Source organism: Nocardia sp. NPDC004654 (genome assembly GCF_040609595.1).
Classification (GTDB): domain Bacteria; phylum Actinomycetota; class Actinomycetes; order Mycobacteriales; family Mycobacteriaceae; genus Nocardia.
Genome location: NZ_JBEXKI010000009.1, coordinates 399,648 through 424,703, shown reverse-complemented (window position 1 = coordinate 424,703; position 25,056 = coordinate 399,648). Strand labels below are relative to the sequence as shown.

Annotated in this window: 24 protein-coding genes and 1 CRISPR repeat array; of the genes, 12 read left to right on the top strand and 12 right to left on the bottom strand. The window is 65.2% G+C overall.

Going from position 1 to position 25,056, the window contains the following annotated elements:
• Positions 1 to 7: 7 nt before the first annotated feature.
• Positions 8 to 1,564: a type I-E CRISPR-associated protein Cse1/CasA gene (gene casA / locus ABZV58_RS29525; RefSeq protein WP_355003450.1), complete on the bottom strand. Its 1,557-nt coding sequence runs from the start codon at positions 1,562 to 1,564 to the stop codon at positions 8 to 10.
• Between the two features lie 315 nt (positions 1,565 to 1,879).
• Complete coding sequence (gene cas3 / locus ABZV58_RS29520) at positions 1,880 to 4,591, bottom strand: CRISPR-associated helicase Cas3' (protein ID WP_355003449.1); 2,712 nt, start codon at positions 4,589 to 4,591, stop codon at positions 1,880 to 1,882.
• Between the two features lie 136 nt (positions 4,592 to 4,727).
• Positions 4,728 to 6,040: a CRISPR direct-repeat array (repeat unit 29 nt; unit sequence GGGCTCACCCCCACGCGTGTGGGGACGAC).
• Positions 6,041 to 6,185: 145 nt separating this feature from the next.
• On the opposite strand from cas3, the gene ABZV58_RS29515 reads away from it, so the two are divergent.
• The 4 genes from ABZV58_RS29515 (at position 6,186) to ABZV58_RS29500 (ending at position 8,513) form a co-directional block, all read left to right on the top strand.
• Positions 6,186 to 6,503, top strand: a complete 318-nt coding sequence (locus tag ABZV58_RS29515; RefSeq protein WP_355003448.1) for a hypothetical protein — start codon at positions 6,186 to 6,188, stop codon at positions 6,501 to 6,503.
• A gap of 459 nt (positions 6,504 to 6,962) precedes the next feature.
• Complete coding sequence (locus tag ABZV58_RS29510; RefSeq protein ID WP_355003447.1) at positions 6,963 to 7,484, top strand: hypothetical protein; 522 nt, start codon at positions 6,963 to 6,965, stop codon at positions 7,482 to 7,484.
• A 224-nt stretch (positions 7,485 to 7,708) separates the two neighbouring features.
• A complete protein-coding gene (locus ABZV58_RS29505; protein WP_355003446.1) occupies positions 7,709 to 8,113 on the top strand; it encodes a transposase in 405 nt (134 codons plus the stop codon).
• Positions 7,998 to 8,513 (top strand): transposase, encoded by a 516-nt coding sequence (locus ABZV58_RS29500; protein WP_355003466.1) that lies wholly within the window; start codon positions 7,998 to 8,000, stop codon positions 8,511 to 8,513. The genes ABZV58_RS29505 and ABZV58_RS29500 overlap by 116 nt, the downstream gene beginning before the upstream one ends.
• A 19-nt stretch (positions 8,514 to 8,532) precedes the next feature.
• Here the strand turns inward: ABZV58_RS29500 and ABZV58_RS29495 are convergent, their stop codons facing one another.
• From ABZV58_RS29495 to ABZV58_RS29465, 7 genes are all read right to left on the bottom strand, one after another.
• Positions 8,533 to 8,877, bottom strand: coding sequence for an SDR family NAD(P)-dependent oxidoreductase (locus ABZV58_RS29495; protein WP_355003445.1), 345 nt, complete (start codon positions 8,875 to 8,877; stop codon positions 8,533 to 8,535).
• Between the two features lie 11 nt (positions 8,878 to 8,888).
• A complete protein-coding gene (locus ABZV58_RS29490) occupies positions 8,889 to 9,044 on the bottom strand; it encodes a hypothetical protein (protein ID WP_355003444.1) in 156 nt (51 codons plus the stop codon).
• A 39-nt stretch (positions 9,045 to 9,083) separates the two neighbouring features.
• Positions 9,084 to 9,332, bottom strand: a complete 249-nt coding sequence (locus ABZV58_RS29485) for a hypothetical protein (protein WP_355003443.1) — start codon at positions 9,330 to 9,332, stop codon at positions 9,084 to 9,086.
• 71 nt (positions 9,333 to 9,403) lie between these two features.
• A complete protein-coding gene (locus tag ABZV58_RS29480; protein WP_355003442.1) occupies positions 9,404 to 9,670 on the bottom strand; it encodes a maleylpyruvate isomerase N-terminal domain-containing protein in 267 nt (88 codons plus the stop codon).
• A gap of 29 nt (positions 9,671 to 9,699) precedes the next feature.
• Positions 9,700 to 10,524 (bottom strand): SDR family NAD(P)-dependent oxidoreductase, encoded by an 825-nt coding sequence (locus ABZV58_RS29475; protein ID WP_355003441.1) that lies wholly within the window; start codon positions 10,522 to 10,524, stop codon positions 9,700 to 9,702.
• On the bottom strand, positions 10,454 to 11,479 hold the full coding sequence (locus ABZV58_RS29470; RefSeq protein WP_355003440.1) for an MBL fold metallo-hydrolase: 1,026 nt from the start codon (positions 11,477 to 11,479) through the stop codon (positions 10,454 to 10,456). The genes ABZV58_RS29475 and ABZV58_RS29470 overlap by 71 nt, the downstream gene beginning before the upstream one ends.
• An 85-nt stretch (positions 11,480 to 11,564) precedes the next feature.
• Positions 11,565 to 12,512, bottom strand: a complete 948-nt coding sequence (locus tag ABZV58_RS29465; RefSeq protein WP_355003439.1) for an oxidoreductase — start codon at positions 12,510 to 12,512, stop codon at positions 11,565 to 11,567.
• A 320-nt stretch (positions 12,513 to 12,832) separates the two neighbouring features.
• Here ABZV58_RS29465 and ABZV58_RS29460 point away from each other — a divergent pair, with 320 nt between their 5' ends.
• The 6 genes from ABZV58_RS29460 to ABZV58_RS29435 all read left to right on the top strand — a co-directional run bounded on the left by ABZV58_RS29460 (position 12,833) and on the right by ABZV58_RS29435 (position 19,581).
• The gene (locus tag ABZV58_RS29460) at positions 12,833 to 13,441 is read left to right on the top strand and encodes a helix-turn-helix domain-containing protein (RefSeq protein WP_355003438.1); all 609 of its coding nucleotides are present in this window, start codon (positions 12,833 to 12,835) and stop codon (positions 13,439 to 13,441) included.
• A gap of 149 nt (positions 13,442 to 13,590) precedes the next feature.
• On the top strand, positions 13,591 to 13,731 hold the full coding sequence (locus ABZV58_RS29455; RefSeq protein ID WP_355003437.1) for a hypothetical protein: 141 nt from the start codon (positions 13,591 to 13,593) through the stop codon (positions 13,729 to 13,731).
• 46 nt (positions 13,732 to 13,777) lie between these two features.
• Positions 13,778 to 15,307 carry an AMP-binding protein gene (locus ABZV58_RS29450; RefSeq protein WP_355003436.1) on the top strand — a complete coding sequence of 510 codons (1,530 nt, stop codon included), beginning with the start codon at positions 13,778 to 13,780 and terminating at the stop codon, positions 15,305 to 15,307.
• A complete protein-coding gene (locus ABZV58_RS29445; RefSeq protein WP_355003435.1) occupies positions 15,304 to 16,095 on the top strand; it encodes an SDR family NAD(P)-dependent oxidoreductase in 792 nt (263 codons plus the stop codon). Before ABZV58_RS29450 ends, ABZV58_RS29445 begins: the two co-directional genes overlap by 4 nt.
• Before the next feature lie 216 nt (positions 16,096 to 16,311).
• A complete protein-coding gene (locus ABZV58_RS29440) occupies positions 16,312 to 18,084 on the top strand; it encodes an acyclic terpene utilization AtuA family protein (protein ID WP_355003434.1) in 1,773 nt (590 codons plus the stop codon).
• A 3-nt stretch (positions 18,085 to 18,087) separates the two neighbouring features.
• Positions 18,088 to 19,581 (top strand): CoA transferase, encoded by a 1,494-nt coding sequence (locus ABZV58_RS29435; protein ID WP_355003433.1) that lies wholly within the window; start codon positions 18,088 to 18,090, stop codon positions 19,579 to 19,581.
• Between the two features lie 353 nt (positions 19,582 to 19,934).
• On the opposite strand, the gene ABZV58_RS29430 is transcribed toward ABZV58_RS29435, so the two are convergent.
• Positions 19,935 to 20,636, bottom strand: a complete 702-nt coding sequence (locus ABZV58_RS29430; protein ID WP_355003432.1) for an alpha/beta hydrolase — start codon at positions 20,634 to 20,636, stop codon at positions 19,935 to 19,937.
• Between the two features lie 417 nt (positions 20,637 to 21,053).
• Here ABZV58_RS29430 and ABZV58_RS29425 point away from each other — a divergent pair, with 417 nt between their 5' ends.
• Together ABZV58_RS29425 and ABZV58_RS29420 are read left to right on the top strand one after the other, a co-directional pair.
• Positions 21,054 to 21,680: a DUF5134 domain-containing protein gene (locus ABZV58_RS29425; protein WP_355003431.1), complete on the top strand. Its 627-nt coding sequence runs from the start codon at positions 21,054 to 21,056 to the stop codon at positions 21,678 to 21,680.
• Between the two features lie 127 nt (positions 21,681 to 21,807).
• A complete protein-coding gene (locus tag ABZV58_RS29420) occupies positions 21,808 to 22,932 on the top strand; it encodes an AraC family transcriptional regulator (RefSeq protein ID WP_355003430.1) in 1,125 nt (374 codons plus the stop codon).
• Positions 22,933 to 23,051: 119 nt separating this feature from the next.
• Here the strand turns inward: ABZV58_RS29420 and ABZV58_RS29415 are convergent, their stop codons facing one another.
• Both ABZV58_RS29415 and ABZV58_RS29410 read right to left on the bottom strand, forming a co-directional pair.
• Positions 23,052 to 23,648: a hypothetical protein gene (locus ABZV58_RS29415; RefSeq protein WP_355003429.1), complete on the bottom strand. Its 597-nt coding sequence runs from the start codon at positions 23,646 to 23,648 to the stop codon at positions 23,052 to 23,054.
• 584 nt (positions 23,649 to 24,232) lie between these two features.
• Positions 24,233 to 24,877 carry a TetR/AcrR family transcriptional regulator gene (locus ABZV58_RS29410; protein WP_355003428.1) on the bottom strand — a complete coding sequence of 215 codons (645 nt, stop codon included), beginning with the start codon at positions 24,875 to 24,877 and terminating at the stop codon, positions 24,233 to 24,235.
• Between the last annotated feature and the right edge of the window lie 179 nt (positions 24,878 to 25,056).

Below are 25,056 nucleotides of genomic sequence, written 5' to 3'. Positions count from 1 at the left end.
GGTGGGGTCATGGCTTCTTCTTCCTCGTGGTGAACAGCAGGGTGCGGGCACGCTCGATCGCCCGCCGGGTCCGCGGGCGGTTGCCGGTGGTGTCGGTGGCCTGGTCGAACGCCCGCAGCGCCAGCCCCCGGTATCGCTGCATCGGGCGGTCGAATTCGTTGTCGCGGATCTGTTGCCAGAACTCACGTTCGGCTTCTGGCCAGTAGCGGGCGGCAGCAGTAGCTTGCCAGCGGCTGGCGGCGATGTCGCTTTCCCGGCGTGTGGCGCGCGCTTTCGTCGAGTCGGCGGGCACGGAATCGGTGCCGCCGTCGGCGGGGTCGTTGATCGCCACCCACGCCGCACGCAGCGCCTGATCCAGCCGACGGGCCATCGTCTCGGCAGCGATCCGGGCGGCGCTGACACCTGCTGCGGCCTGCGGGCTGCTCAACCGGCGCAGCACCGGCGGGGTCGAGGCGGTAAACCATTGGCGGTCGCTGGTCTGGGCCCGGTCCTGGTCGAACGCGAACGCCCGCACCCGCAACCGCTCCAGCACCCCCACGTCCGCGACATGATGGGCATTGGCGAAAACCGTTGGCGGGTTGCTCTTTTCCAGACCGCAGTTCTCCAGCAGCAGCCCATCCAAGTCGCGCCACAACGCCCGATCCGCATCGGCCAGCCGCGCATAGGTCTGCCCGGCCTTGCTGACCTGATAGATCAGGAACGGATCGCGAGCGGGCGGTACCGGATGGCGCACACCCCACGTCCGGTACCCGTCGACCACCATGGACTTGTCCGGAGACCCAACCAGCAGCAGTGCGTGCGCGAACCGGCCTGCCAGCACTCCACCGACCCCGGCGCTCGGCTGCGGCGGCCGCAGCGGGTCGGGTAGATCCGGCAGCTCCCAGAACGCATAGTCCTCACCGTCGGCGTCTGGGTTGTAGGGCAAGTGCGGGATCGACATCACCAGCGACTCGAACACGCTCTCACCGACCGGGTGATACGACACCAACCCACGCAGCGGTGCGGTCTTGCAGTCCGCGGCGGTGGTCGTGGCGACGGTGCGGGAAGTGCAGCGGCCCGGCGCACCGTGATACAGCTGCGCAATCACTTGCAGCACAGCCTCTTGCGCAGGGATCGGTATCGGGTCGGCGTCACGATGATGTGACATCCACGACTGGTTGTTCCCCGCAGGGCGACCGAACACCACCGTGTTCAACCCCGTCAACCGGCCACACTGCTGCGCCAGCCGCGGATCCTGCATCCACGGCCGCGCCGCGTCGAACAGGCCGAACCGGTCCTCGTGGGTGCCGAAGTACTTCTGCACGGCCTCGGCGTCGAAGGCGCCGTCGTCGAGGACATCGTCTCGCAGCTGCAGCCAGGCCGCTGCGTCCAGGTCGGGTCGGTCCAAGCCGGTGACGCGGGCGGCGACGACGGTCAGGATCCGCCACAGCCCGGAGGCCGCGGGCGCGAGATCGACGCTGATGTCGTCGAATTCGTGCGCGCGTAGGAACAGTGCTTCCAGGTTCACGGTGGCGCGCCGGCCGTCACCGGTCACGGGTATCCAGGCAGAACTACGAAGGTTCACGGGTCGTCCACTCTCGGGGAGATGCGGTTTGACAGACTCACTGGACACCCCACACGCGTGGGGGTGAGCCCTGTGTCATTTGCCGTCCGACTGGGAACAGCACCAAGTCCCCACACACGTGGGGGAAACCCTCACCGGGCACTCAGAGCACAGTGAGAGCCACGACTAGCGCAGACAAGACGCCAAAACGCCTGCGAGAGCTAGGTGTTCGGACACCCAGATCTCACCGCGGATCCCCACATGGGCCCAGGAGTCGATCTCGCACTCGATGCGCACGCGTCACAGTCAATCATGGAACTGTGTAAATTGGCCTCCTTACTGACGAATTCGCGACCATTGGTGGCGGGTCTCCATCAGTCCGAGGTCGGGATCGAGGACGCACTCCTTGTCTCCCAACCGCATCGGTTCACCAACCGAGGCGGTGGTCAGGACTGCGATCCGGGCCAGCATCGCCGTTGCCGCCCATGTTTCGGGTGGATGGTTGTCATCAGCGAGGCCGCGGGTCCAGGTTCCCGGTACCGGGATGGCTTTGGACAGCACCGCTTTGACCTGATCGCGGGTGAGCCTCCGCCGCCCGGGTGGCGGATGCAGGGGTAGTGGAATGGTGTGATCGGGGTCGAGCCATCGTGTGCCGTCGGTATCGACGTAGCAGCACACGACGCGGCCGCAGTCAGCGCCGAGTCTGGTGCTGAAGGTGTCGGGGTCCAGGTCGGTGTGGGTCAGGGGGGCGAGGTCCATCAGCGCGGCTGGGGCGGGGATGGCGACCTGATCGGCGGTGGCGCGGGCGATCTGGTCGTCGGAGATTCGGTCGAGATCGGCCGGGCTGGGGGCGCCGTCGGCGAAGGCTTCGTCGTACACCTGTTCCATCAATCCCTGTACCTGCGTAGGTATCTCGACGACACGGTCCTCGTTGAGCAGGGCTGCGGTGCGCTGCAGGAGTGAAACTGGATAGACGAACGGCCAGCCTCCGGGGATCATCAATCCGTCTGTGCCGGTGGGGATCAGCACTTCGATGCGTGTCGGTGCCGCCCAGGGCGGTCGGTGTTCGCGGGGGTGCCGCTGGCCTCGTCCGGCGCGTTGCAGCAGCAGTGCCAGGGGTGCCAGGTCGCTGATGATCAGGTCGAAGTCGAGGTCGATGGACTGCTCGATCACCTGCGTTGCGACCACGACTCCCCAGGGCCGGGTGCCGGTTATGCCGTAGGCGTCGACGATCTGCTCGGTCAGTTCGTCACGGCGGTCGGCCGGGAACCGGGCGTGCAAGGTCCACACCCGCGGCAGGTCGTCATCGAGCTCGGTGTCGCACCAGTGTTTGAGGAACTGGTAGGTGATTTGGGCGTCTGCGACGGTGTTGCAGATGATCGCCGCGCACCCCGCCCCAGATTCGACCAGCCCGGCCAGCAGTTCACGCAGCACAGGCTCGCGCCGCGGCCGACCGCGGTGAACCTTCACCGGGTGCGCCCGCATAAGCAACCGACTGGCAGGTGTGTCGACCGGAACTGTTGACACGGCGCCGGTTTCGGCGTCGGCATACAGCCAGCCCGGATAAGGGCAGCCCTCGAGCTCGGCTCCGGTCTTGTGGCCGGCGCCGGTGAGATAGGCGCGGACCAAGCGCTGCCCGACCGCGATGGGCAGGGTCGCCGACAACAGCACCACCGGTGCCCCGATGCGCCCCAGCCAGGTCAGCAGCGCGCACAGCAGCCGCTGCATGTAGGCGTCGTAGGCGTGGACCTCATCGACCACGAACACCTTGCCCGCCAACCCGAGCAGCCGGAACATGTTGTACCGCACACGAACCCCGGCCAGCAGAGCCTGATCGATCGTGCCGGTCGCCCACGGCGCCAGCAGCCCCCGATAGGCCTGCATCAACCACTCGGTCACCGACACATCACCACCATGGTCGTCGCCGGTGACCGGCTGCCCGACCGAGGGACCGTAGGCGTCGTTCATCCAAGCCATGCTGTGCAGCAACGCCAACGACGCCGGACCATCCGCACGCCGGCGACCGAACTCGACCAACCGCCCATACATATGGTTGGCCGTCGACATCGTCGGCAACCCGAACACCACCCCCGACACCCCCGCCGCCTCCCCCATCAACCACGCCAACGACAGCGCCGTCTCGGTCTTCCCGATCCCCGTGGGTGCCGCGACAACCGCCATACCGCCTCGCCCGCCCAGCAATGCCGGCAACCGGGAAAGCACCGACGCTTGCAGGGCATTCGGCGCGAACCCGTGGTCATCGACGAAGCCACCCGGTTTCAACGACAACCGGCTCAACCCCGCTGCCTCGAGCAGTGCCGGGATCCTGGCCCTCACACGGGCGAAGTAAGCGAGCAGCTCCTCCTCGCTGCCTTCGGCGGGAAGATCGGTGAGCTGGTTTTCGAGGAAGAGTTCCTGGGACACCAGCCAATCCGCGAGCACCACCAGGCCGGTGATCACCGCGGCCGTGGACTGATCGACCGAAGACACCGGATCCGGAGCACCGGCACAACGGTGCATCATCTCCATCATCAACCGCCGCTGCTGCTCCCACTCCTTCTCACCCAGAGCAGGTACCGACTCGAGTGGACGCGCCCACACCGTGCGGTCGACCGCGAAGAAGCAACCATGATGACCACCCAGCATCTGAGCGACAGTGCCCGCCGCCCGGGCCTTGAACCCACCCGTGGTCAGCGCCGAGGCCAACCACGCATGGGCGGCGTACTCGTGACTACGCCGCTCGGCCGTCCCGTCCGGATAATCCAGGCACAACACCGAAAAGGACTCCGCATCCAAGCTCTGGAACCCGGGCATCGCCTTACCGATGTCGTGCAGACCCGCCCACCACACCACCATCGCCCGCGCCCGCGACTCATCCACGCCCAACCCGCGCGCGATGAACCGGCGCAGCCCCCGCGAGAGCCACCCGTCCCACAACACCCCGGCTGCAGAACCCGCATCGAGCAAATGACACACCAACGGGTACGGAGCCGAGAGCCCTTTTCGCTTGCCCCACAACCGAAGATCCACCAGACCACGCACCGCCATCCACCCCTCCTCGATCCGACGAGCGGCAACGGTAAACCCGACCACCGACAAACTTCACGACCCCGAAGTGCCCACAGCGGTCAACGGTCCACAATCGGGACGACTCGTTGCCGTCGACCTGCAGCCAGACGGCACACGGCTCACCTCCACCCGTCCGGAAACGACGACTCACTCGGCGACGGCCGGCACCTCCTTAAGGCTCACCTCCATGTGTGTGGGGACGACTTCGGCTTCGGTCTGGTCGGAGCTGGTGCGCAGGGCTCACCCCCACGCGTGTGAGGACGACCTGATCATGGATGTGATCGTGCCCACGGTGGTGGGCTCACCCCCACGCGTGTGAGGACGACTTCCGTCACGATGACCTTGTCGCGGTCGATCTGGGCTCACCCCCACGCGTATGGGGACGACCTTCGTCCCGGGCAATGAGCACGAGCTAATCCAGGGCTCACCCCCACGCGTGTGGGGACGACCGGGACATCTCCTCCAGGTACTTGCGGCGCTGGGGCTCACCCCCACGCGTGTGGGGACGACCGCGCCCCGTCAGGTGCGGAGCGATTCCATCTGGGCTCACCCCCACGCGTGTGGTGACGACCTCGGCCTGAGTTGGAACAGGGCCGACGAGCTGGGCTCACCCCCACGCGTGTGGGGACGACTTCCCGGCCCGTCGATTTCGTCCTGGTAGGGCGGGGCTCACCCCCACGTGTGTGGGGACGACATCGGCCGGTACATGTCCAAGCTCCGGTCGCGGGGCTCACCCCCACGCGTGTGGGGACGACCCGTAGACCAGCGCGTGAGCGCGCTAGTGGCCTGGGGCTCACCCCCACGCGTGTGGGGACGACAAGGTTCGCCCGGTGCCGGGCCACACGTGGGTGGGCTCACCCCCACGCGTGTGGGGACGACCATGGCTTATCTGTCCAACCTGATACCCAGCAGGGCTCACCCCCACGCGTGTGGGGACGACGCGGTCACCGACAACCGGGAGCTGTTCGGCTCGGGCTCACCCCCACGCGTGTGGGGACGACGCGGTCACCGACAACCGGGAGCTGTTCGGCTCGGGCTCACCCCCACGCGTGTGGGGACGACCGCCTCCTCCAGAAACTCGTTCTGGCGCTTACGGGCTCACCCCCACGCGTGTGGGGACGACAAGAAGGCGAACGGCACGGTCATGGGGTTGTTGGGCTCACCCCCACGCGTGTGGGGACGACTGATGGAAGTCGTAGTCGCGGCACACTTCACAGGGCTCACCCCCACGCGTGTGGGGACGACAGCCGCTCGAGCACCGCCTCCCGCCCGGCACGGGGCTCACCCCCACGCGTGTGGGGACGACGCGTCCAGCACGGTCGGCATTTTGTTCGACGCGGGCTCACCCCCACGCGTGTGGGGACGACTTCTTACTTCCTGGTTTGCCAGCTCTGCGAGCGGGCTCACCCCCACGCGTGTGGGGACGACACTTGTTGACCAGCGGGTTCACCGCGCACTGGGCTGATTTTCATTCGTTTCGTTCGACCTTCCTGCGCGCACCGAGCCGCGCCGTCGGGCGGACATCACCTGCGCTTCACTACAGCATCTGCTACCGACACAGGGATAGACACCCATGTCGGCGGCCTCGCACCACACCGGTCAGGCCGAATTCACCCATGAGCCGGTCGACGGTGCAGAACACCACGCCGAATCCATGTCTTCGCAGGTAGTGCACCATCTTCCATCTCCCAGACACCGCTTCGGGACAGTTCTGCAGATCCCGCAGGGCGTTGTGCAGATGAGCGTCGGCGACAACGCGGTCCGACGGCGGCCGGTGACGGGCATTGCGATAGGTCCGCGGCGCGATCTGCACTCCATGCACCGACAGCGCACAGCAGATCGACTCGACACCGAAGACCCGGCGGTATTCGTCGATGAACCCGGCGATTAGCGGTGGCGCGGGTCGAGTTCCCGGATGCTCCTATGTCAAGCCGCCTGCAACACAGCCGTTTCCGTGGTTGCCGTGGAGGGGTGGGCGGCGGCTCGTTCGTCGGTGATCAGGCAGCGGAAGACGACATCGGACAGGCTGCAGGTCTCCCATTCAATCGGTGGCAGGCATGTCGGTCATTCCAGCCGCCGAAACGCCAGCGCAGCCGACTTGTTGCGCCAAGGCAAAGGCCCCTACTTCGAGGCTCGCCGGCCGAGTGATTGCCACCCGGATGTACCCACCCGTCCATCCCTGGCTACACGGAGGAAATCTGGCGTGTGCGATCAAATCCTGTGTGAGTGCCTGTGAACAAACTGATCAGATAGCTCTTCTGGCGTGGTGATCTGCGGTTTTCGTTGTGTGCCTGTCGGGTTGGTTGCTGGCGGTTTATCGTCGGAGCTGTGGGGGCCGATGGAGGCGGTCATGGTGTCCTGGCGTGAGGAGTTGGCTCGGCGTGAGACGGGGCTGGCCGAGGAGGTAGCGCGGTTGCGTCGCCAGATCGGTGAGTTGACCGATCAGCTGGTCGCGCAGGAGTTGCGGTTGTCGAGGCTGGTGATCACTCGGGAGACGATGGCGGAGTTGTTCGGCGAGGTCGATGCCGGTGAACCGACTGTTCCCGGCGAGCCGGGCGGGGTTGAGGTGGGCGTGCATACCCGACAGGCGCAACCGGTTTCGGAGTCGGCGCGTGGGATCGGGTTGGTGCTTGTGCCGCAGCGGTCAGCGGGTGCGGACGCGGCGGCGGTGTTGCCGGGTGACTACTGCGAGATTTTGGCGGTGCTGGCCGAGACCGGTTCCGGGTTGCGGGCCGGGCAGGTCGCGGCGGAATTGGGGATCGCGGTGACCGAGCGGTCGAAGGTGGAAGGGTTGCGGTCGAAGCTGAAACGCCTGGTGGAGCGAGGATGGGCGGTGCAGCAGCCGTCAGGGATGTTCACGATCGCGCAATGATGGTGGCGTCGTGGGTGATTGACACCCGGCCCTCGTGCGGTGTGGCACCGCGGTGGGGGCGGGACCAAGTGGTAGCCAAGCAGTCACCACAACCGTCGCTGCCCACGAGGTCCCGCCCCATGACGTTCTACTGCGCAACCCTATCCGCTGGCACCGATATCGCCGAAACCGGTTGCGGTTGTGTGGCGTGCAGGTTCGGGCACGGCGCCCGTCGACCGGGCAGAGTGCGCCGATACACCTCCGACACCACCGACGCGCAATGGGAGCAGTTGGCGGCGGTGCTGCCGTGGCCGGTCTGGCTCGACGGCGGCGGAGGCCGGCCCGAGGAATACTGCCGCCGCCAGATCATCGACGCGATCTTCTACCTGGCCGACAACGGCTGCAAATGGCGCAACCTCCCGTGCGACTTCCCGCCCTGGCGCACCGTCTACGGCCTGTTCACCCGCTGGTGGCACAACGGCGACGTCCTGGCCGTGCACAACGACCTACGAGATCGATTGCGCGCCAACGCCGATCGAGATCAGGACCCGACCGCGGCGATCATCGATTCCCAAACCGTGCGCGCCGCCGAAACCATCGGCCACAGCCTCCCGCGGCTGGGATGCCGGGAAGAAGCTGAACGGACGTAAACGCCACGTCATCGTCGACACCCTCGGGCTGCTGCTGATCGTTCACGTCACCGCCGCCAACATCCAAGACCGCGACGGCGCACGTCCAGCCCTGCGCCAGCTGCGTGAACTCTTCGCCACCCTCACCCTGGTCTGGGCCGACGGCGCCTACGCCGGCAAACTCGTCGGCTGGGCCCACCAGCACCTCGCACTCACCCTCGACATCGTCAAACGCAGCGACGACACAACCGGATTCGTTGTCCTACCCCGACGGTGGGTCGTCGAACGCACCCTCGCCTGGATCACCAGACGCCGACGATGCGTCCGCGACTACGAACGCCTACCCGCACACCACGAAGCCATGGTCACCTGGTCGATGATCACGCTCATGTCTCGGAGGCTGGCCCGTACCCAGAAATGAGCAGTTTGTTCACAGGCACTCAGACCGACAGTACCCAGTTGAGGTTGTCCGCTGTTTCGGTCAGCAACGGCGATGCGTTCGTGATCACCCCGGCGTTGGCGCACACCAGCGCGGGGACGCCGAGGTCATCGGTGACCTCGTATGCCACCCGGTCGACATCGTCGGGGTCGGAGACATCGCAGCGGTAGGCCGTCGTGGGGGTCCCAGAGGATGAAATTTCCTGTGCCACAGCCTGGCTTGCTGCTTCATCGATATCGATCAGCGCGATGGCCGCGGCGCCGCGGCGTGCCGCTTCACGTGCGAGGGCGGCGCCGATCCCACTGCCACCGCCGGTCACTGCAACTACACGTCCGTCGACTCTCATCGTTTGTGCTCCTAGATGATGTTGAGGGTGTCGAGAAAGGCGGCCACCAGCGTTTCGTCTCCGCTGATGGCGCATGTGTCACGCCAGTTGGTGCGTTGTGTGCCCCATGCGATGAATTCGTGTCCGTCGGAGGTGACCGTCAGGGGGCTGTCCGCGGTTTCGGTCACGGTGAGTGGCTGACCGGGGCCGGCAGCGGGATGTACTGTTCATTCGCTGCAGCCTGCACCGGTGAATCGCAGGGTAATCGGCTGGTTGACAAGGGGAGTCAAGGTGTCGCCCTGAATTTGGGGCAGCCCCCACATCATCCATTCGATTGCCTCGTGAACGACCTGGTGGTCGGGTGCCGACAGTGTTCGCTTGATGGGGCCACGCGGTGCGAGGATGTCGTGACGCAGATGGCAGTGGTAATCGAACACTTGAGCGTTGGCGCCGGCGTGGTACGGGTAGGTGCCCAATCCCTCGACGGTTAGCGGCGTGGACGCTAATGGTTCGGCTTGCGCTGCTTGTACCAGGGAGTCGAATTTCGCTACGTAGGTGCGAAATTCGTCAACGACCTTGGCCGTGCTCCAGTCGCGGCGGCGATCACTTGCCTGTCGTGCCGGCGTTCACGGTTGTCGGGCATAGGCGGGGTGTGCGGCGGTTCGGGCAGTGCTTCGATCACCTCGCACGCCAGCGATCCCAGGTGAGCGATCACGTCACGAACGCGCCAGCCCGCACACGCCGAGGGCACGAGCCATTCGTCGGTATCGAGGGTGTCCAGGACTTCGTTGAGCTCGTCGGTGACGTGTGCCATGCGTTCACGGCCTCGGTGGTCATATCGAATCACCTCTGCGGTTCTACGGAGACGGATGGGTACGAGTGGCCGCGCGACCGTCTACTGACAGCGCTGCTATGCATCGCTGTGGCATAAAGGTTGCTGACCCCTTCGATCAAGGCGGGCAGGGGAACCTGCCGGCTGGCGTCGATGGCCTGGTTCGCGGCCCCGACTGCGATCTCGGTCTCATTGGCGTCGATGCCGTTCAAGGCTTCGGTGATGAATTCGTCGAGCGCCATGACACCCGGCGGAGTGAACCCAATGTCGTCGTGCAGCTGGCTCTCGACTGCCGGCGGAATGAGTTCGATGACATCGATGCCGCTGTGGCGCAGCTGGAATCGCAGCGCGTGGGTGAACGACCGCACGGCGGCTTTGGTGGCGGAGTAGACCGGGGCGTGGGCGAGAGGGATGAAGGCCGACGCCGAACTGACCTGAATCAATGTCGCATGATCCTGGCGTGCCAAGATCGGCACGAACGCTGCGCTCATATATAGCAGGCCCTTGAGATTGATGTCGACTTCGGCGTCAATCGCCGATACGTCGACCGGATCCGGGCCAGCGAAGTCGATGAGTTTCTGAAGCCCGGCGTTGTTGATCACCGTATCCAGCCGGGGGAATTGCTCGGCGATCTCGAGTGCGCAGGCGTTGACCGAGGCGGCATCGGCGACGTCGACCATGTGGTAGTGCATTCCTGGGTGCTCGTTCACTGTCTCCTGCAGTGCGGTCTCGTTGCGGCTTGCGATGATCACCTCGTGCCCGCGGCTATGGAACGCGTGGGCCAGGCCACGGCCGATGCCGGATGCGCCGCCGGTGATGAGGATCGTTCTGGTCATGGGTTGTCGGCTTGCCTTTGTTATCGGACGGGCGCGGCGGTTGCCGCACGACAGTGCTCGGGATCGGTTGCCACACGGGGCGTGCGCTGCTGTCGAAGGCGATGCGGCCGAACGGTTGGTCACCGAAATGGATCCCGAAGCCCACTGTGTCGGGCTTGCTGAGCTCTTCGAGCAGACGCTGGCGCGCATCGCGGGCGCTCGCGGGGTCTGCGTCGGCCGCCGAACACCACTCGGGGTTGCTCAGCTGGGCCGGCGTGTGGAAACCGTCCCCGAATGCGAGCAAGCACCCTGCCGATGTTGTGACGACATAGGATATGTGTCCCGCGCTGTGTCCGGGGGTCGCGAGAGCCGTGATTCCCGGTGCCACGACCGCGCCGTCATCGATCGAGTGCGACAGTGCCCGCAGCGGCGCGATCACGGAGAGGGGATCAGGGCTGCCTGCTGGGTGCAGTCCACAGTCGAACGGTCCCCACTCCGTGGCCCCTACGAGATACCGCGCGTTGGCGAACATGGGCGCCGATGTCCCGCCGACGCTGGGCCGGATCGCCCAGCCGGTGTGGTCGAAATGACTGTGTGTGAAGGCAACCACGTCGACGTCGGCCAGGGCCACTCCGAGTTGCTCCAGCACTGCCGGCATCGCACCGCAATCGACCGTGGCTTCGGGGGTGTCGATGGCCATCTCGCCGACACCAGTGTCGATCAGCACGTAGTGGCCGTCGCGCTCGATCAGCAGACCGCCCGCCGACATGGGAATACGCCCGCCGGTGTCGAGGAATTCGGGATTCTGGTCCCAGAATTGCTGGGGTACTGAGGGAAAGAACAGCGATGGCGAGAGAGCCATCGCGCCGTCGACCACATAGGTGAACGTGACGTCCCCCATGCGAAGCTGCCGCACTGCTGCCTGATCCGCAAGGCGACCGGTTGTGTTCACATCCGAATGGGCTGGTGTGTTCACGGTCGCCGCACCGTACTCGCCTCGTTCGCGATTATGGAGATGTGCGTCTCGATCGCGCGATGGTTTCGCGATGACGATGCCCGGATCAGCAAGGCATTGCATTCGGTCGAGGCCGTATCTCGATCGCGACCCCGGTCTCGTTTCGCGAGACCGACCACAGCCGGCTGATCGCGGGATCCAGATCGAATCTGCGCAGGATCGGCTTGCGTATCGGTGGTCCGCTGTTGACCAGCAGCGGGCCGTAGAACTGCCCGCCGCACGCGGCCGGGTCGGTCGCTGCTCTCAATTGCGGTAGGGCACCGGCTTGCGCCGACATTCCGGTATAGCGGGCCAGCATTGCGGTCAGCCGTTGGCTGCGTCCTCCGTCGCTGTCTCGCAGGCTGGCCGCTTGCAGCCCGGTTCTCGCCACCCCCGGATGCGCGATCAGGCTCGCGGTGTGCGCTCCAGCCTTGCGCAGTTCCCGGTCCAGTCCCAGACCGAAGTGGTAGTTCGCGAGCTTGGCTTGCCCGTAGGCGTGCCACGGCGTGTACCGGCCGTGCAGGTGTGGGTTCCCGGGGTCGATCGGTTTGCCGATGTGGTGTGCGGTGCTGGTCACGGTCACCACCCGAGAGTGCGGGGTACGCAGCAGTGCCGTCAGCAGCAGTGCCGTCAGCGTCCAATGCCCGAGGTGATTGACGGCCAGTTGCCGTTCGAAACCGTCGATGGTGGTGGCCTGGCTGACTGCCATCACTCCAGCGTTGTTGACGAGCACGTCGATTCGCGGGTGTGCGGTGCGGATCTGTTCGGCTGCGCGCCATACCGAGGCTTGCTCGGCCAGATCCATGGTCACGTTGTCGAGTGACGCAGTGGGTGTTTCGGCTCGGATGCGCTCCATTGCCGCCAGCGTCTTGCCCTGGTCACGCGTGGCCAGCACGACGTGCGCGCCATGTGCGGCGAGCTGACGGGCGGTCTCGAATCCGAGACCGGAGTTCGCCCCGGTCACCACGGCGGTGCGACCGCTCATGTCTGGAATTTCTCTTGTGGTCCAGGCCATTTCGTCTTCTCCTGAATCTCTTCTGCACGCGGCTGTGGCGTGGTTCGCCAGAACCGATTACGAGGTCAAGGCCGGGATGAAAGCCCCATCCACGTAGACCATGTCTTGTCGATCGAGGTTCACCTCATCGAATTCCACTGAGCTGACTCCAGGCGAGACGGACATCGACCACGATGCGTGGAGAATCAAGGGCGAGCCGAGACCATCCTGCGTCGTTCGGCCTCACGCACTCTGCCTTATAGTTGCTGGTCAGTCAACAAGCGTCCTGTTGCGCCTCGTCATCGAAAGTCCGGAACGTCCGCGGCCGGTACTGTATCCGGGTGGAGAAACGCAGGACGCAGGCCGAACGTAGGGCAGCATCGCGGCGTCGCTTGATCGACGCCGCCATCGAACTGCTGGCCACCCGCGGCTACGCGAGGACCAGCTTGGCCGCGATCGGGGAGAAGGCAGGAGTCAGCCGAGGGCTGATCACTCATCACTTCGGATCCAAGGAGCAGTGCATCGCCGAAGTGGTGGCGCACATTCGCCGACTCGTCGAGGCCGAACTCCACGAGAACGAACGTCGAGGCCTGGCTGCGATCGAGAATCTCCTCCGCGTGTACCTGCAGGAAAGCTGGCAACACTCGTACTCCGCGCGTGCGATGTACGTCATCCTCGTCGAAGCCCTGACGGCGGAGTCGGAACTATTGGGTGCCGTCGCCGAGAACAACGCGGCCATTCGAGCGATGATCTGCACCTGGATCGGCGAAGCCGTCGACCTGGGCGAGGTGTCCCCGCAGATCGACGCCCAGGGGATGGCGGTGGTGATCGAAGGCATCCTGCGGGGGGTTCTGCTGCAGATCCTGGTCGACCCGGACAAAGTCGATCGCGAAGCCGCGATCACAGCGTCGATCAACATGGCCCGGGCCGCGCTGGTGGCGAACGCCTGACAGGGGGGGTCGCTGGCGCCAGGGGCGCTGTCGCGTCGGAGCGGCGGAGCAGTCGGAAAAAACTTGTTGTGCGACTAGCAAGTCTGTAAGGTGGGTCACGTACCTGATCGGCCTTTCCCGTAGGAAGGGCCGCAAGCTAGGAGCAACACATGGCGCGGCATTCCGGCCCCGTTCTCACCGAACGGTTCGAAGACCACATCACTGTCTTCACCATCAACCGGCCCGACCAGCGCCACGTCACAGGTCAAGTCATCGCGGTCAGCGGAGGAACACGCGGCGGGCCTTCCTGAAAACCCTCGAAGCTTGCTCGAACTCGTCCGAATCAAAGGAGATTCCATGACACCCAACCGAGAATGCGGCATCGCATTCGCTCCTCCCGACCCACACACGGTCTGTGCGATCGAGGGTGACCGGACGCTGACCTGGTTCGAATTCGACGACCAATCGAATCGACTCGCTTCCTCGTTGCACCGGCTCGGTGTCGGCAGCGGCGACGTCGTGGCAATCCGACTTCGGACCCGACTCGAATGGCTCATCGTGTCAATGGCCATCTCCAAGGTTGGGGGGACGGCCGTCGCAGTCAACTACAAGCTTGCCCCGCCCGAGTCGACCTATATTCTGAGTGACTGCAAGGTCAGTGCGGCGGTCATCGACGACGCCGATCCGCAACCACTGATCACGGCATGGTCAAAACTCGACCTCACCGCCATCGTCACCCTCGAGGTCCGCACTGCCGACGCTGCCTTCTACGACGATCTCATCGTCAACGCGAGCACAGACGCGCACCCTGCCAACGATCTCGCGCCGATCATCATCTACTCGTCCGGAACTACCGGTGCCCCGAAGGGGGCCCCGCTCGGCGGCTGGCAGGTAGCGCCGGAAGCACAGCAGCTCGAGGATTATCAGGCGTCTGTTCTCTTCGACGGAGCTTCGGTGAGTCCAGGCTGCTACACGCTGATGAGCCTGCCTATGCACCACGGCGCTGGCCCCTCATACACCCGCTTCACATTGAAGGCCGGGGGAACGGTGATATTCCAGCGGCGGTTCGACCCAGAGGACACCCTACGACTGATCGATCGCCACCGGGTTACCCATTGGATCGCCGTCCCGACGATGTTGCAGCGGATTATCGGCCTTCCCCCGAATATCCGCGCACGCTACGACGTGTCGAGCACGCAATTCATTCTCGGCGGTGCAGCCCCGTTCGCACCGAACCTCAAGGCACAGACGACGGAGCTGTTCGGGGACGTCCTCTACGAGATCTACGGTTGCACCGAGGCCGGCATGATGGCGGGTGCGACGCCCGGAGACCTTCGGAAGCGCCCCTCGACCAGCGGCCGCGCATTTCGGCACGTGGATCTCGAGATCGTCGACGAAGAAGGCAACGAACTACCCACCGGCACCACAGGTGAGATCGTGGTCCGCACACCGGTGATGATCAGCGGATACATCGGTCGCGGCCCGTTGGGGCCGGACAAACTCCTCCCCCGCGGCTATTACCGTACCGGCGACGTGGGCCACCTGGATGAGGACGGGTATCTCTACATTTACGACCGCATCACCGACATGGTCATCGCAGGTGGAGTCAACATCTATCCAGCGGAGATCGAGGCCGTCCTCGACACCCACCCTGGCGTGGCCCTGTCTGCGGTGATCGGGATCCCGCACGAGGAATTGGGCGAGCAGCCCATCGCCGCAATACAGCGCTGCGCCGGATCCGCAGTCACCGCCGAGGAGTTACTCGACTACTGCGACGGCAGGTTGGCAAAGTTCAAGTGGCCCTGCGAGTTTCACTTCGTCGATGAAATTCCCGTCAGTCCAATGGGAAAGATTCTCAAGCGTGACATTCGAAAGGGCCTGCAGTGACCTCCCCCGATTTGTTGAACCTGTCCGGCCGGGTCGCCTTGGTGACCGGCGCCGGTCAGGGTGTCGGGCGGCAAATCGCCATCACGCTGGCCGAGTTCGGCGCCCATGTGATCGTCAACGACTTCGATCTCGACCGCGCCGAGCGCGTCGCTGAAGCGATTACTTCCGCTGGCTACCTCGCCCGTCCCGCTCAGGCCGATGTCGGCGATTTCGATCAGGTGCACCGCATGTTCAGCGAACACGGCCTCGGCCCGGTTTCGATCGTGGTCAACAATGCCGGCAACGCCGGGGCCGGTCCTGTATCGACGCGGGCCGCCCTTCCCTTCTGGGAACAGGAACCGCAGGACTGGCGTCGCTTCTTTCACGTCAACCTCGACGGCGTGATGAACGTGACCCGCTGCGGTCTTGCGCAGATGGTTCCCCACGGGTGGGGGCGAGTCGTCACCATCATCTCCGACGCGGCACGGGTCGGGGAGATCAACGGTATGGAGGCGTACTCGGGTGCGAAGGCCGGTGCAGCAGGCTTCACTCGGGCGATGGCCCGCCTGGGTGGTCGCTACGGCGTCACCGCGAACTGCATTGCGCTGGGCGCGACACGAACCCCCGCGATCGAAGCACAGATCCAGAATGAAGCTTTCGCAAAGAAGGTGCTCTCGAACTACATCGTCCGTCGCTTCGGCGAGCCCAGCGATGCCGCGAACGCAGTATTGTTCCTCGCCTCCGACGCGTCGAGCTACATCACCGGCCAAACCATCCCGGTCAATGGCGGCTACTCGCTAGCACTGTAGGACAGCGATACCGAAAGTGTCCGCTCCTAGCATCTGTTCTGTGACTGCGACGAAGTAGCGCAGATGCATCATTTCCACCGCAAGAACATTCCGCACGCCGAACATGCCCAGGCCGGTCATGTTCATCGTTTCCGATCGGTTCTGGTCGGATTCCGTGCCGCCCCTTAGTTCGATGCAGGGCCGCAGGGGCATCATCTCCAGGAGAAGGTATCAGCCTTGGCAGAGAAGGCGATTCGCATCGCAAACTTCAGCGGGTATCTCGGCGATCGATATACCGCCGTCGATGAGGCGCTCGCTGGTGACCCGGTCGACGTGCTGGTGGGTGACTATCTCGCGGAAATCACTTTGGCCGCGTTGTCGGCGCGCCATCACCACGATCCCGGTCTGGGCTACGTGCAGTATTTCCTCGACCAATTCCGCCCGCACCTGACCACCATCGCGCAGCGCGGCATCAAAGTGGTCACCAACGCGGGCGGTTTCAATCCCGCGGCATTGGCCGCGGTGCTACGCGAGGAAATCGCCGATGCCGGTGCTGATCTGTCGGTCGCCCATATCGAGGGTGACAACATCCTGTCGCAGGTGCCGGACTTGCAGCACGCGGGCCATCACTTCGACAATCTCGACACCGGTGCGCCACTGGCGTCCTGGCAGGCGTCCCCGATCGCCGCGAACGCCTATTTGGGGGCGTGGGGTATCACCGCGGCGCTCGAACAGGGCGCCGACATCGTGGTGTGCGGGCGCGTGACCGACGCCTCGCTGACGCTGGGACCAGCGGCATGGTGGCACGGCTGGGACCGCCACGACTGGGACCAGCTCGCCGGCGGCGTCGTCGCCGGGCACATCATCGAATGCGGAGCGCACGCTGTCGGCGGCAACTTCTCCGGGTTCACCACCCTCGAGAAGATGCTCGTGCCAGGCTTCCCGATCGCCGAGATCGCCTCCGACGGAAGCTGTGTCATCACCAAACATGCCCACGACGACGGCGCGGTGACCGTCGATACCGTCACGGCGCAGCTGGTCTACGAAATCCAGGGGCCCCGCTACCTCAATCCCGATGTGACCGTCCATCTCGAGAACATTCGCCTCGCCCAGGTCGGTCCCGATCGGGTGCAGGTCCGCGGTGCGCTCGGCTTCCCGCCACCGGCGACGACGAAGGTCGCGATGTTCGGTGTGCTCGGCTACAGCCTCGTCAACACCGTCTACGTCACCGGTCTGGATGTGGCAGAGAAGATTTCGCTGCTCGGTGCGCAGCTGCGCCGTGATGCACCCGAGGGAGTGGATATCGATCTCACCCCGATCGGTGTCGTCGCCGACGACCCCGAATCCCAGTGGGAGGCCACCGTCGCGGTCCGGATCATGGCTACCGCGGGCTCGGCCGAGGCCCTGACGCGGTACCAGTTCGCCCGCCGGGTCGCCAGCCTCTACCTGCAGACAATCCCCGGCTACTTCCACGACGGCGGCGGCGTGCTGGACGCGACGGTGAAGCCCCGAGTCGACTACTGGCCCGGTTTGCTGCCGATGACCGAGATCGACCACCGCGTGGTGACCGCCGACGGCCGGGTGCTGGCGATCGCGCCGCCACTGGTGACCGACCTCGTGAACCAACCCGACGACTCCACGTCAGAGGCCACCTGGGCGCGCCGGCCCGTGCGGCAGGCGCCGCTGGGAGCACTCACCTACGCGCGCAGTGGTGACAAAGGTGGCAACAGCAACGTCGGCATCTGGACCCCTCACGAGCGGGTCTGGCCGTGGCTACGGGAGTATCTCACCACCGACGAGCTGCGGCGCCTTATGCCTGAGACCAAGGATCTCGACATCGTGCGCCATGAATTTCCGCACCTGCGCGCGGTGCATTTCGTGCTGCGCGGACTGCTCGGTACCGGGGGCTCGTCGAATCTGCGCATCGATCAGGTCGGCAAGGCCGTCGGCGAGTATCTGCGCGCTAAACCCGTTGCGATCCCCGAAGATTTGTTCACCGGCGGAGAGTGATCCGTGCCCACACTGAACCAGCGGCTCGACGCGGCGATCGCGCGACCCGCCACCGACGACGCCTTCGATGCGCACGCCGAACTCACCGACCTGCTCGCCGAAGTGGGTATCGGGCCCGCCGACAGTGGAGGCACGATCGCCTTCCGGGGCGCGGATCCGGTCGTGCCCAGCACCCTGCGGCTGGGCGGCGCGGCGGCGATCGCGCTGGCCGCCAAATCCGCCGCGATCGCCAAACTGTGGCAAGTACGCGGCGGCCCGGGTCAAAACATCGCCGTGGACCTGCGCACCGCGCCACACCGGTTGTGCCCGTTCTACGATCGCAGATGGGAACTGCTCAACGGCTATCCACCGGCAGCACCGGCCAACCCGAGCCAGGCGTTCGGGTTCCGTTTCTACCAGGCGGCCGACGGCCGGTGGGTGATGCCGCTCAACCCCTATCCGAAGATCAAGCTCAGGGCCCAGCGCCTACTGGGCGTGCCGGACACCGAAACCGCGGTCGAGGACGCGATCGCCCGGTGGAACGCGGTCGACCTCGAATCCGCCGCGGCCGACGCCGGCGTCGTCATCCCGATGCTGCGCACCACCGGCGAACTCCTCGCCGAACCGCACTATCAGCGGACGCTGGCCGGTATGCCGCTGATCGAGATCACCCGCATCGGCGACAGCGACCCCGAACCACTGCCCTTCGCCGATGCCCCACTGGCCGGAGTACGAGCCCTGGGGATGGGGCACGTCATCGCGGGAGCCGGTGTCGGGCGCGCGCTCGCCCTGCACGGCGCCGACGTGCTGAACCTATGGCGGCCAACCGAACTCGAACACGACGCCACCTACGCCAGCGCCAACGTCGGCGTCCGATCGGCAACCATCGACCCGCTCGACCAGGACGGTGCGCGACTGATCCGGTCACTGCTGACCGGCGCCGACGTCTTCTTCGCCAACCGCCGCCCCGGCTACCTCGAACGGATCGGCCTGGGCGCGACCCAGGCCGCCCAGCTGCGTCCGGGCATCATCCACGCCACCGCCTCGCTCAACGGGGAGCGTGGTCCGTGGGCCGATCGAGTCGGATTCGACCAGAGCGCAGGAAGTCTGGTCGGCATGATGCATCTCGAAGGCGACGGCCACACGCCGGCGTTGCCACCGATCCTGGTCGTCAACGACTACATCGTGTCGTGGCTGATGACCGTCGGGGTGGTCGAGGCACTGGCGCGGCGCGCGCGGGTCGGCGGCAGCTACCGGGTGCACGTCTCGCTCACCCGGGCCGCATTGTGGATCCTGAGCCTGGGCACCTTCGACAGAACCTATGCCCACGAGACCGCTGGGCGCGGGGAAGACCACGCTTACCTGGATCCGGAAACCTTCACCGCCGATACATCTTTGGGCCGATACCAAGGCGTCACCGAGCAGGTGCACATGTCCAAGACCCCGGGCGCCTACTCCCCGATTCTGATACCCCGCGGATCGAGTGCCCCGGAGTGGATTCATCCTCGCGGCAGGTGACACAGAGGACAAGGACAACCCGCAACGGTGCGGACCGTTCTCATTCGGCGAATTCCCTGCTCTGCCCGGAACATCAGGGGTATCAGAACGCTTCGGGCGGAATCACAGGGACCCGGGAACGATACCGACCTCGGTGCGTTCACCCAGCGCTATTGGCATCGAGGCGGCGCCGTCACGGCCCGCACGTCTCCGAGCCGCACGCGTGCCGGTGACGATTTGCGTCGTAAGATTCACCGACCCACCCGGCCAGAGCCTGTCCGGGTCTGCGGGTTTGCCGACCCGGACGGCAGAACTGAGTCGGCTGCGGCGGGAGGTCGATGTCGAGCCTTCCCCACCGCGGCCGCCCATGTTGCTCAGCGCGCCAAGAACGCCAGCAATACCGCGTTGACCTCATCCGCGTGGGTCCACAGCAGACCGTGCGGAGCGCCTTCGATCTCGACGTACTCCGCTTGGGGCACTCGCCGTGAGAACGGGCGCCCGGTGGCATCGATCGGCAGGATGTTGTCTGCAGTGCCGTGCACGATCAGGGTCGGCACGGTGACCGCCGGGATGTCGTCACGGAAGTCGGTGAACCACGTCAACGGCGCGGCGGCCGCGGCATGCGCACCGGATCCCGCCGCGACGACCCCACTGTGGCGAAGCGCTTCCTCGCTCAGTCGTCGCGTGCCCAGGTTCTCGTCGACGTTGTAGAAGCCGGCATAGAGCTCGGTGAAGTAGGCGTAGCGGTCCTTCTTGGCCTTGTCGACGATGCCGTCGAAGAACTCACGTGGGGCCGCCCCTTCCGGATTGTCCTCGGTCTGCAGCAGGTAAGGCTCGAGGGAGGCGAGGAAGGCTGCCTTCGCCACCCGCCCGGTGCCGTAGCGGCTGATGTAGCGGGCGACCTCGCCCGTACCCATCGAGAATCCCACCAACACGACATCCTGCAGATCCAGCGTCTCGAGGACCGTGTTCAGGTCGGCGGCGAACGTGTCGTAGTCGTAGACGACGGTCGGCTGACTGGACGCCGATTTGCACCCGCAACGGGGACGGTTGCCCGACAAACCTGTTGCCGCCAAGGGCCCCGCACAAACCGCCCCTACCGACTTCGCCTGACGGTCCAAGCAATCCAAGCCTTCCCCGGTGGCGGATCCATCCACGATCAGTTCGGGTGTCGACCTCGAATCGCTGCTACTGATGCCCATGGTCATTTACCGGCGAGGTAGGCCGCGAATACCTCCGCCTACAGGGAGACGAGCTGGCCGCCACACCCTATGCCATGACGATGGGATGTTTCCGGGCGCGCGACGCGCGGAAACTGGCTCGGAGGGGCCCTTGAGAAAGAAATGCCGGTTGAGCCCATGACGCTGCGGACTGCGCCGACGAGGCGACGAGTCGGACGTGCCGAAATACTTGTTGACTGTGCAACAACTGTACTGAAAGGTGGTACACGCGACATTGGGCGACGAAGGACGATGAACTGATCGAGAGGCTCGATGGAAGACTATTTCGCAGCGCACGAAACGGCACGGTGGATTCTGGTCGGGCTGCTCGTCGCGGGGACAGCGTGGACCACGCTGCGGCTGCTGGTGATTCGCGGGGTAGATGTAGCCGAAACTCCTGGCGCATACGCCGTGAATCGCGAATCCGACGCCGCCCACCTAGCCATGTCGACGGCAATGCTGCTGATGCTGACGACATCAGTGGCCCATTCGCTGTGGACCGCGGTGTTTCTCGTATTCGCGGTAGCCTGCATCGGCCCACTGACGGTTCATCTCATCCGATGTCGCAGGACCGGACCGACACGGAACATCGATGGGATCGCCGCGTCCGGCTATCACCTCGTGGCCGCGGCGGCCATGGCCTACTCGACGCTCGGCCACCGCGGGCATGGCGCACACCATATGGAAGGCACTGCCGCGCAATCACTCCCGATACCGTTCATTGGGTACCTGATGACCGCGCTGTTTGCGCTGGACGCGCTGGTAGTGGTGGTCCTTGCCACAACGATGCCAGCACCTGCCACGCGTAATCCCTTGCACTCGCATCGAATCGGCGTCTTCCCCCACTTCGCGATGGACGTGGCCATGGCCTCGATGCTCGCTGCGGCGCTGCTCGGCTGACCGAAATGACGGGATCGAGTTTGTTTCGATGATGCGTGAGATCCCAATCGGTGGCTCGCGGGGGCGGAGCGAATGCGCTTCCCCACCCGCCCCCGGTCCACTCGGCACACGAGTTTGGTGCTCACCATTGAACTCCTGGCCTGGGTCGGCTATCGCCAGGAAAGAAACGAGTGATTCGGTCAACTATGAGCAGCGAGGTCAGAAGTTGAAAGATTTGGGCCACTGCTGTGACCATCGGCGCATGAGCGACCGGATGAACATGCAGCGCTCGATCGCCAGCGCGGCGATTCTGGTCGAACTCGCCATCGAACATGGCATGACCATGGCGCAATGTCTGGACGGCACTGGCGTCACACCCGCGATGCTGGCCGATCCGACCGCCGAAATCTTTGCGCGACAGGAATTGCGAATCATCCAAACTATGGTGCGTGAGCTCGCCGAAGTGTCGGCGCTGGGATTGCGAGCGGGCTATCGCTATCGACTACTGACCCATGGCATCTGGGCTTTCGCCGTGATCAGCAGCCCGACGGTGCGGCATGCCTGGCGGATCGGCGTCGACTACATGGACATCGTGTACTCCTTCGCCCGCTGGCGCTTCGATGCGGACGAGGACGCCGGCATCGCGACGATCGACTACACCGGTGTGCCCGCCGAGGTGCGAACGTTTTTGATCGAGCGCGATCTGGCCGAGCTGGTCACTGTGGATCGTGACGTATTCGGACAGCTCATACTGCCGGATCGAGTCGAATTGCCCTGCACTGCACCTGAATACGTCGACGATCTGGTTCAGCTGCTGGGTACCCGGCCCGAGTTCGACGCCCCGGTCACGCGGCTCACGATCTCCGGTGCGCTCCTCGATCTACCCATGCCGCAGGCGAATCCATACGCCGCCGCCCTCGCTGGACAACAAGCCGCCCAGGTGCTGCAACGTCGCCGCGCCCGTCACGGAATCGCCTCCCGAGTCCGTTCCATCCTTCTCACCCGCGGTGCCGACGCCACCCAGGAAGACATTGCGGCGGAACTTCGCCTGAGCGTCCGCACTCTGCGCCGCCGCCTCGACGATGAACAGACCTCCTACCGCGAACTCGTCGCCGAAACACGCCAGATGCTCGCCGAAGAACTGCTGCGAATCGGCGCCACCGTCGAAAACGTCGCCGCCCGCCTGGGCTACTCCGACGCCAGCAGTTTCACCCACGCGTTCACCCGCTGGACCGGAACCACACCGGGCCGCTTCGGCCGCGCCGCGCGCTGAGGAGCCGACCACACCGACTCCGAATGCCTTACCGCGAACCCGCGGGCGCGATCGAAATGGCCGCGCCCGCGAGTGAGGGTGGATCGTTCTGCCGACCGATCAGGCGGATGGCCCGTGGATCAGCACTTGGAGGGGTGCTCGCCGATGCGAGCCTGACTGAGGCACGACATCCGCATGGAGCTGGGGCCCTCGGGGTTGAACTGGGATATGGGAACCGGCGACCAGTACTGGTTGTCGAGCCATAGGTTAGTGATCAGCGGCGGGACAGCCGCTTCGTCGGCCGCGCCGGATACGGAGGCGACCACCTCGCCATCCACCAGTGCGTCGACACGGTCCGGGTGGAGATCAATCTGGTAGGTGTGCTCGCTGCCGAGGAGCGACTCGTCCAGTTTCACAACGACCGGAAGGCCGTTTCCCGGCCGCCGCACCAGGATGAAGAACCCGTCGGGGGTGTCGGTTCCCAGCGACTGGAGCACCCCGCGCAGCTGAGCCATCGCTTCGCTGTAGCCCGGGCCGGTCTGGTACATGAACCACGCGACGCTGAAAGCGGCGGGATCGAAGGCGCGGTTCCAGTAGCCCCACCCGGCCGAGCCGCGAAGGTTGGTGAATTCCGTCGATACCGTGACGCGGAGGCTGTCGCCGGTTCCCGCCGAATTCGTCGACAAGATCTCATTATTGTCGTGCAGGAACGCACCATCGCTGAGCATGGCGGCCACATCTGATCGGGGTAGACCGAATCGCGCGCCCTGAGGTCCGTACTCGAGGCCGGAGACCGTACCGAGATCGGCGCTGCACCACAGATCCGGTCGCGGCGCGGCGAAGGAATCGGTGAAGTCCTGACGCGGCGGGCGATCCTCGGCCTTTGGGGAGCCCAGTACGAGATTGGCCGGACACTTGCCGACACCGGAGCGAATTCCGGGGCCTGGCAACGTCGGTTCGGCGGTGGCCGCGACCGCTGGCGTCGCGGCCACCGTGGCGGCGACGGCCAGGCTGGTCACCAACCGAGCGGTCTGCGGGCGGAAGGAGTGGAGCATTCTCTGAAAGTCCTTCGTCCAGAAGCCGTGCTTGGACAGTGGGGGCGGTGCACCACGAATCGGCGGCACGGCCGTGAGTGGGAACCGTATGGATTACGGAGGTGCATGCCTGGCCAGACCCTTCCCACGCTATCGGCGGGACCTGGTGGGCAACCAGGAGAAAGGCGGCCGAAACATGAGATTCGCGGCCACCTGGCGAAAACGCGACCAGAACCGTCGAACCGGCCACCACGGAGCCATTCCGCCGACTCGAAATCCGCGCGGAGTCAGGGGTACACCGGGGGAAGCGCCCGCAGCACCAGCGCTACGACACGCTCGATCAACTCGTCGCGGTCGAGATTCGCCATCAGAGTCCCATCGAGCCACGCCAGCAACAGCCCCCAGAACCCGGTGACCAGGATCGTCGCGGTGATCTCCAAGTCAGCGTCGTTGCGTCCAACGGATTCTGAGCCGACTCCTCCCCCACCGGCATATGTGAGAAAGATCTGGAGCATAGTCGTGGCAACCTGCCTGCCCCGCTGAGCGAGCACCTTACTGCGTGCCGCCTCCACCGCGATGATCCGTCCGTAGCGGGGATCGGCGACGACGAAATCGATCCACAGGCCGGTGAAGTGGCGCAGGGCTGCGGGTTGATCGACCTCGATGATCGCGCTCGCCGCACCGACCGAGCTCAACGCTTCCTCGACCACGTGGTCGTATACGGCGAGCAGGAATTCGTCCTTGCTGTCGAAGAGCTGGTAGTAATGCCGTTCGCTGATGTGCATCGCCCGGCAGACAGCACGCACGGTAACCGCTTGCGCCCCTTGGGTTCCCATGATCTCGACACCGGCTTCGATGAGCCGCAGCCTGCGCTCGGCGCGTCGGTCCTCGGCGGAAACTCCGTTCCACGTGCGTTCCGGCGGTGTGTTCATCGGCTCCCTCATGGCGGGCGTTGACATGGGCGTCCGCGGCCTCATAATGGGAGCATATCCACTTCGTACAACATGCGTTGTCGAGTTCTGGGGTCGACGATGATGTCGAGAGGGAAATTCCGATGCCGTGTTGCATATTTGCAGCGACTCTGGCTTCCGCCATGTACCGCGTCTTGGGG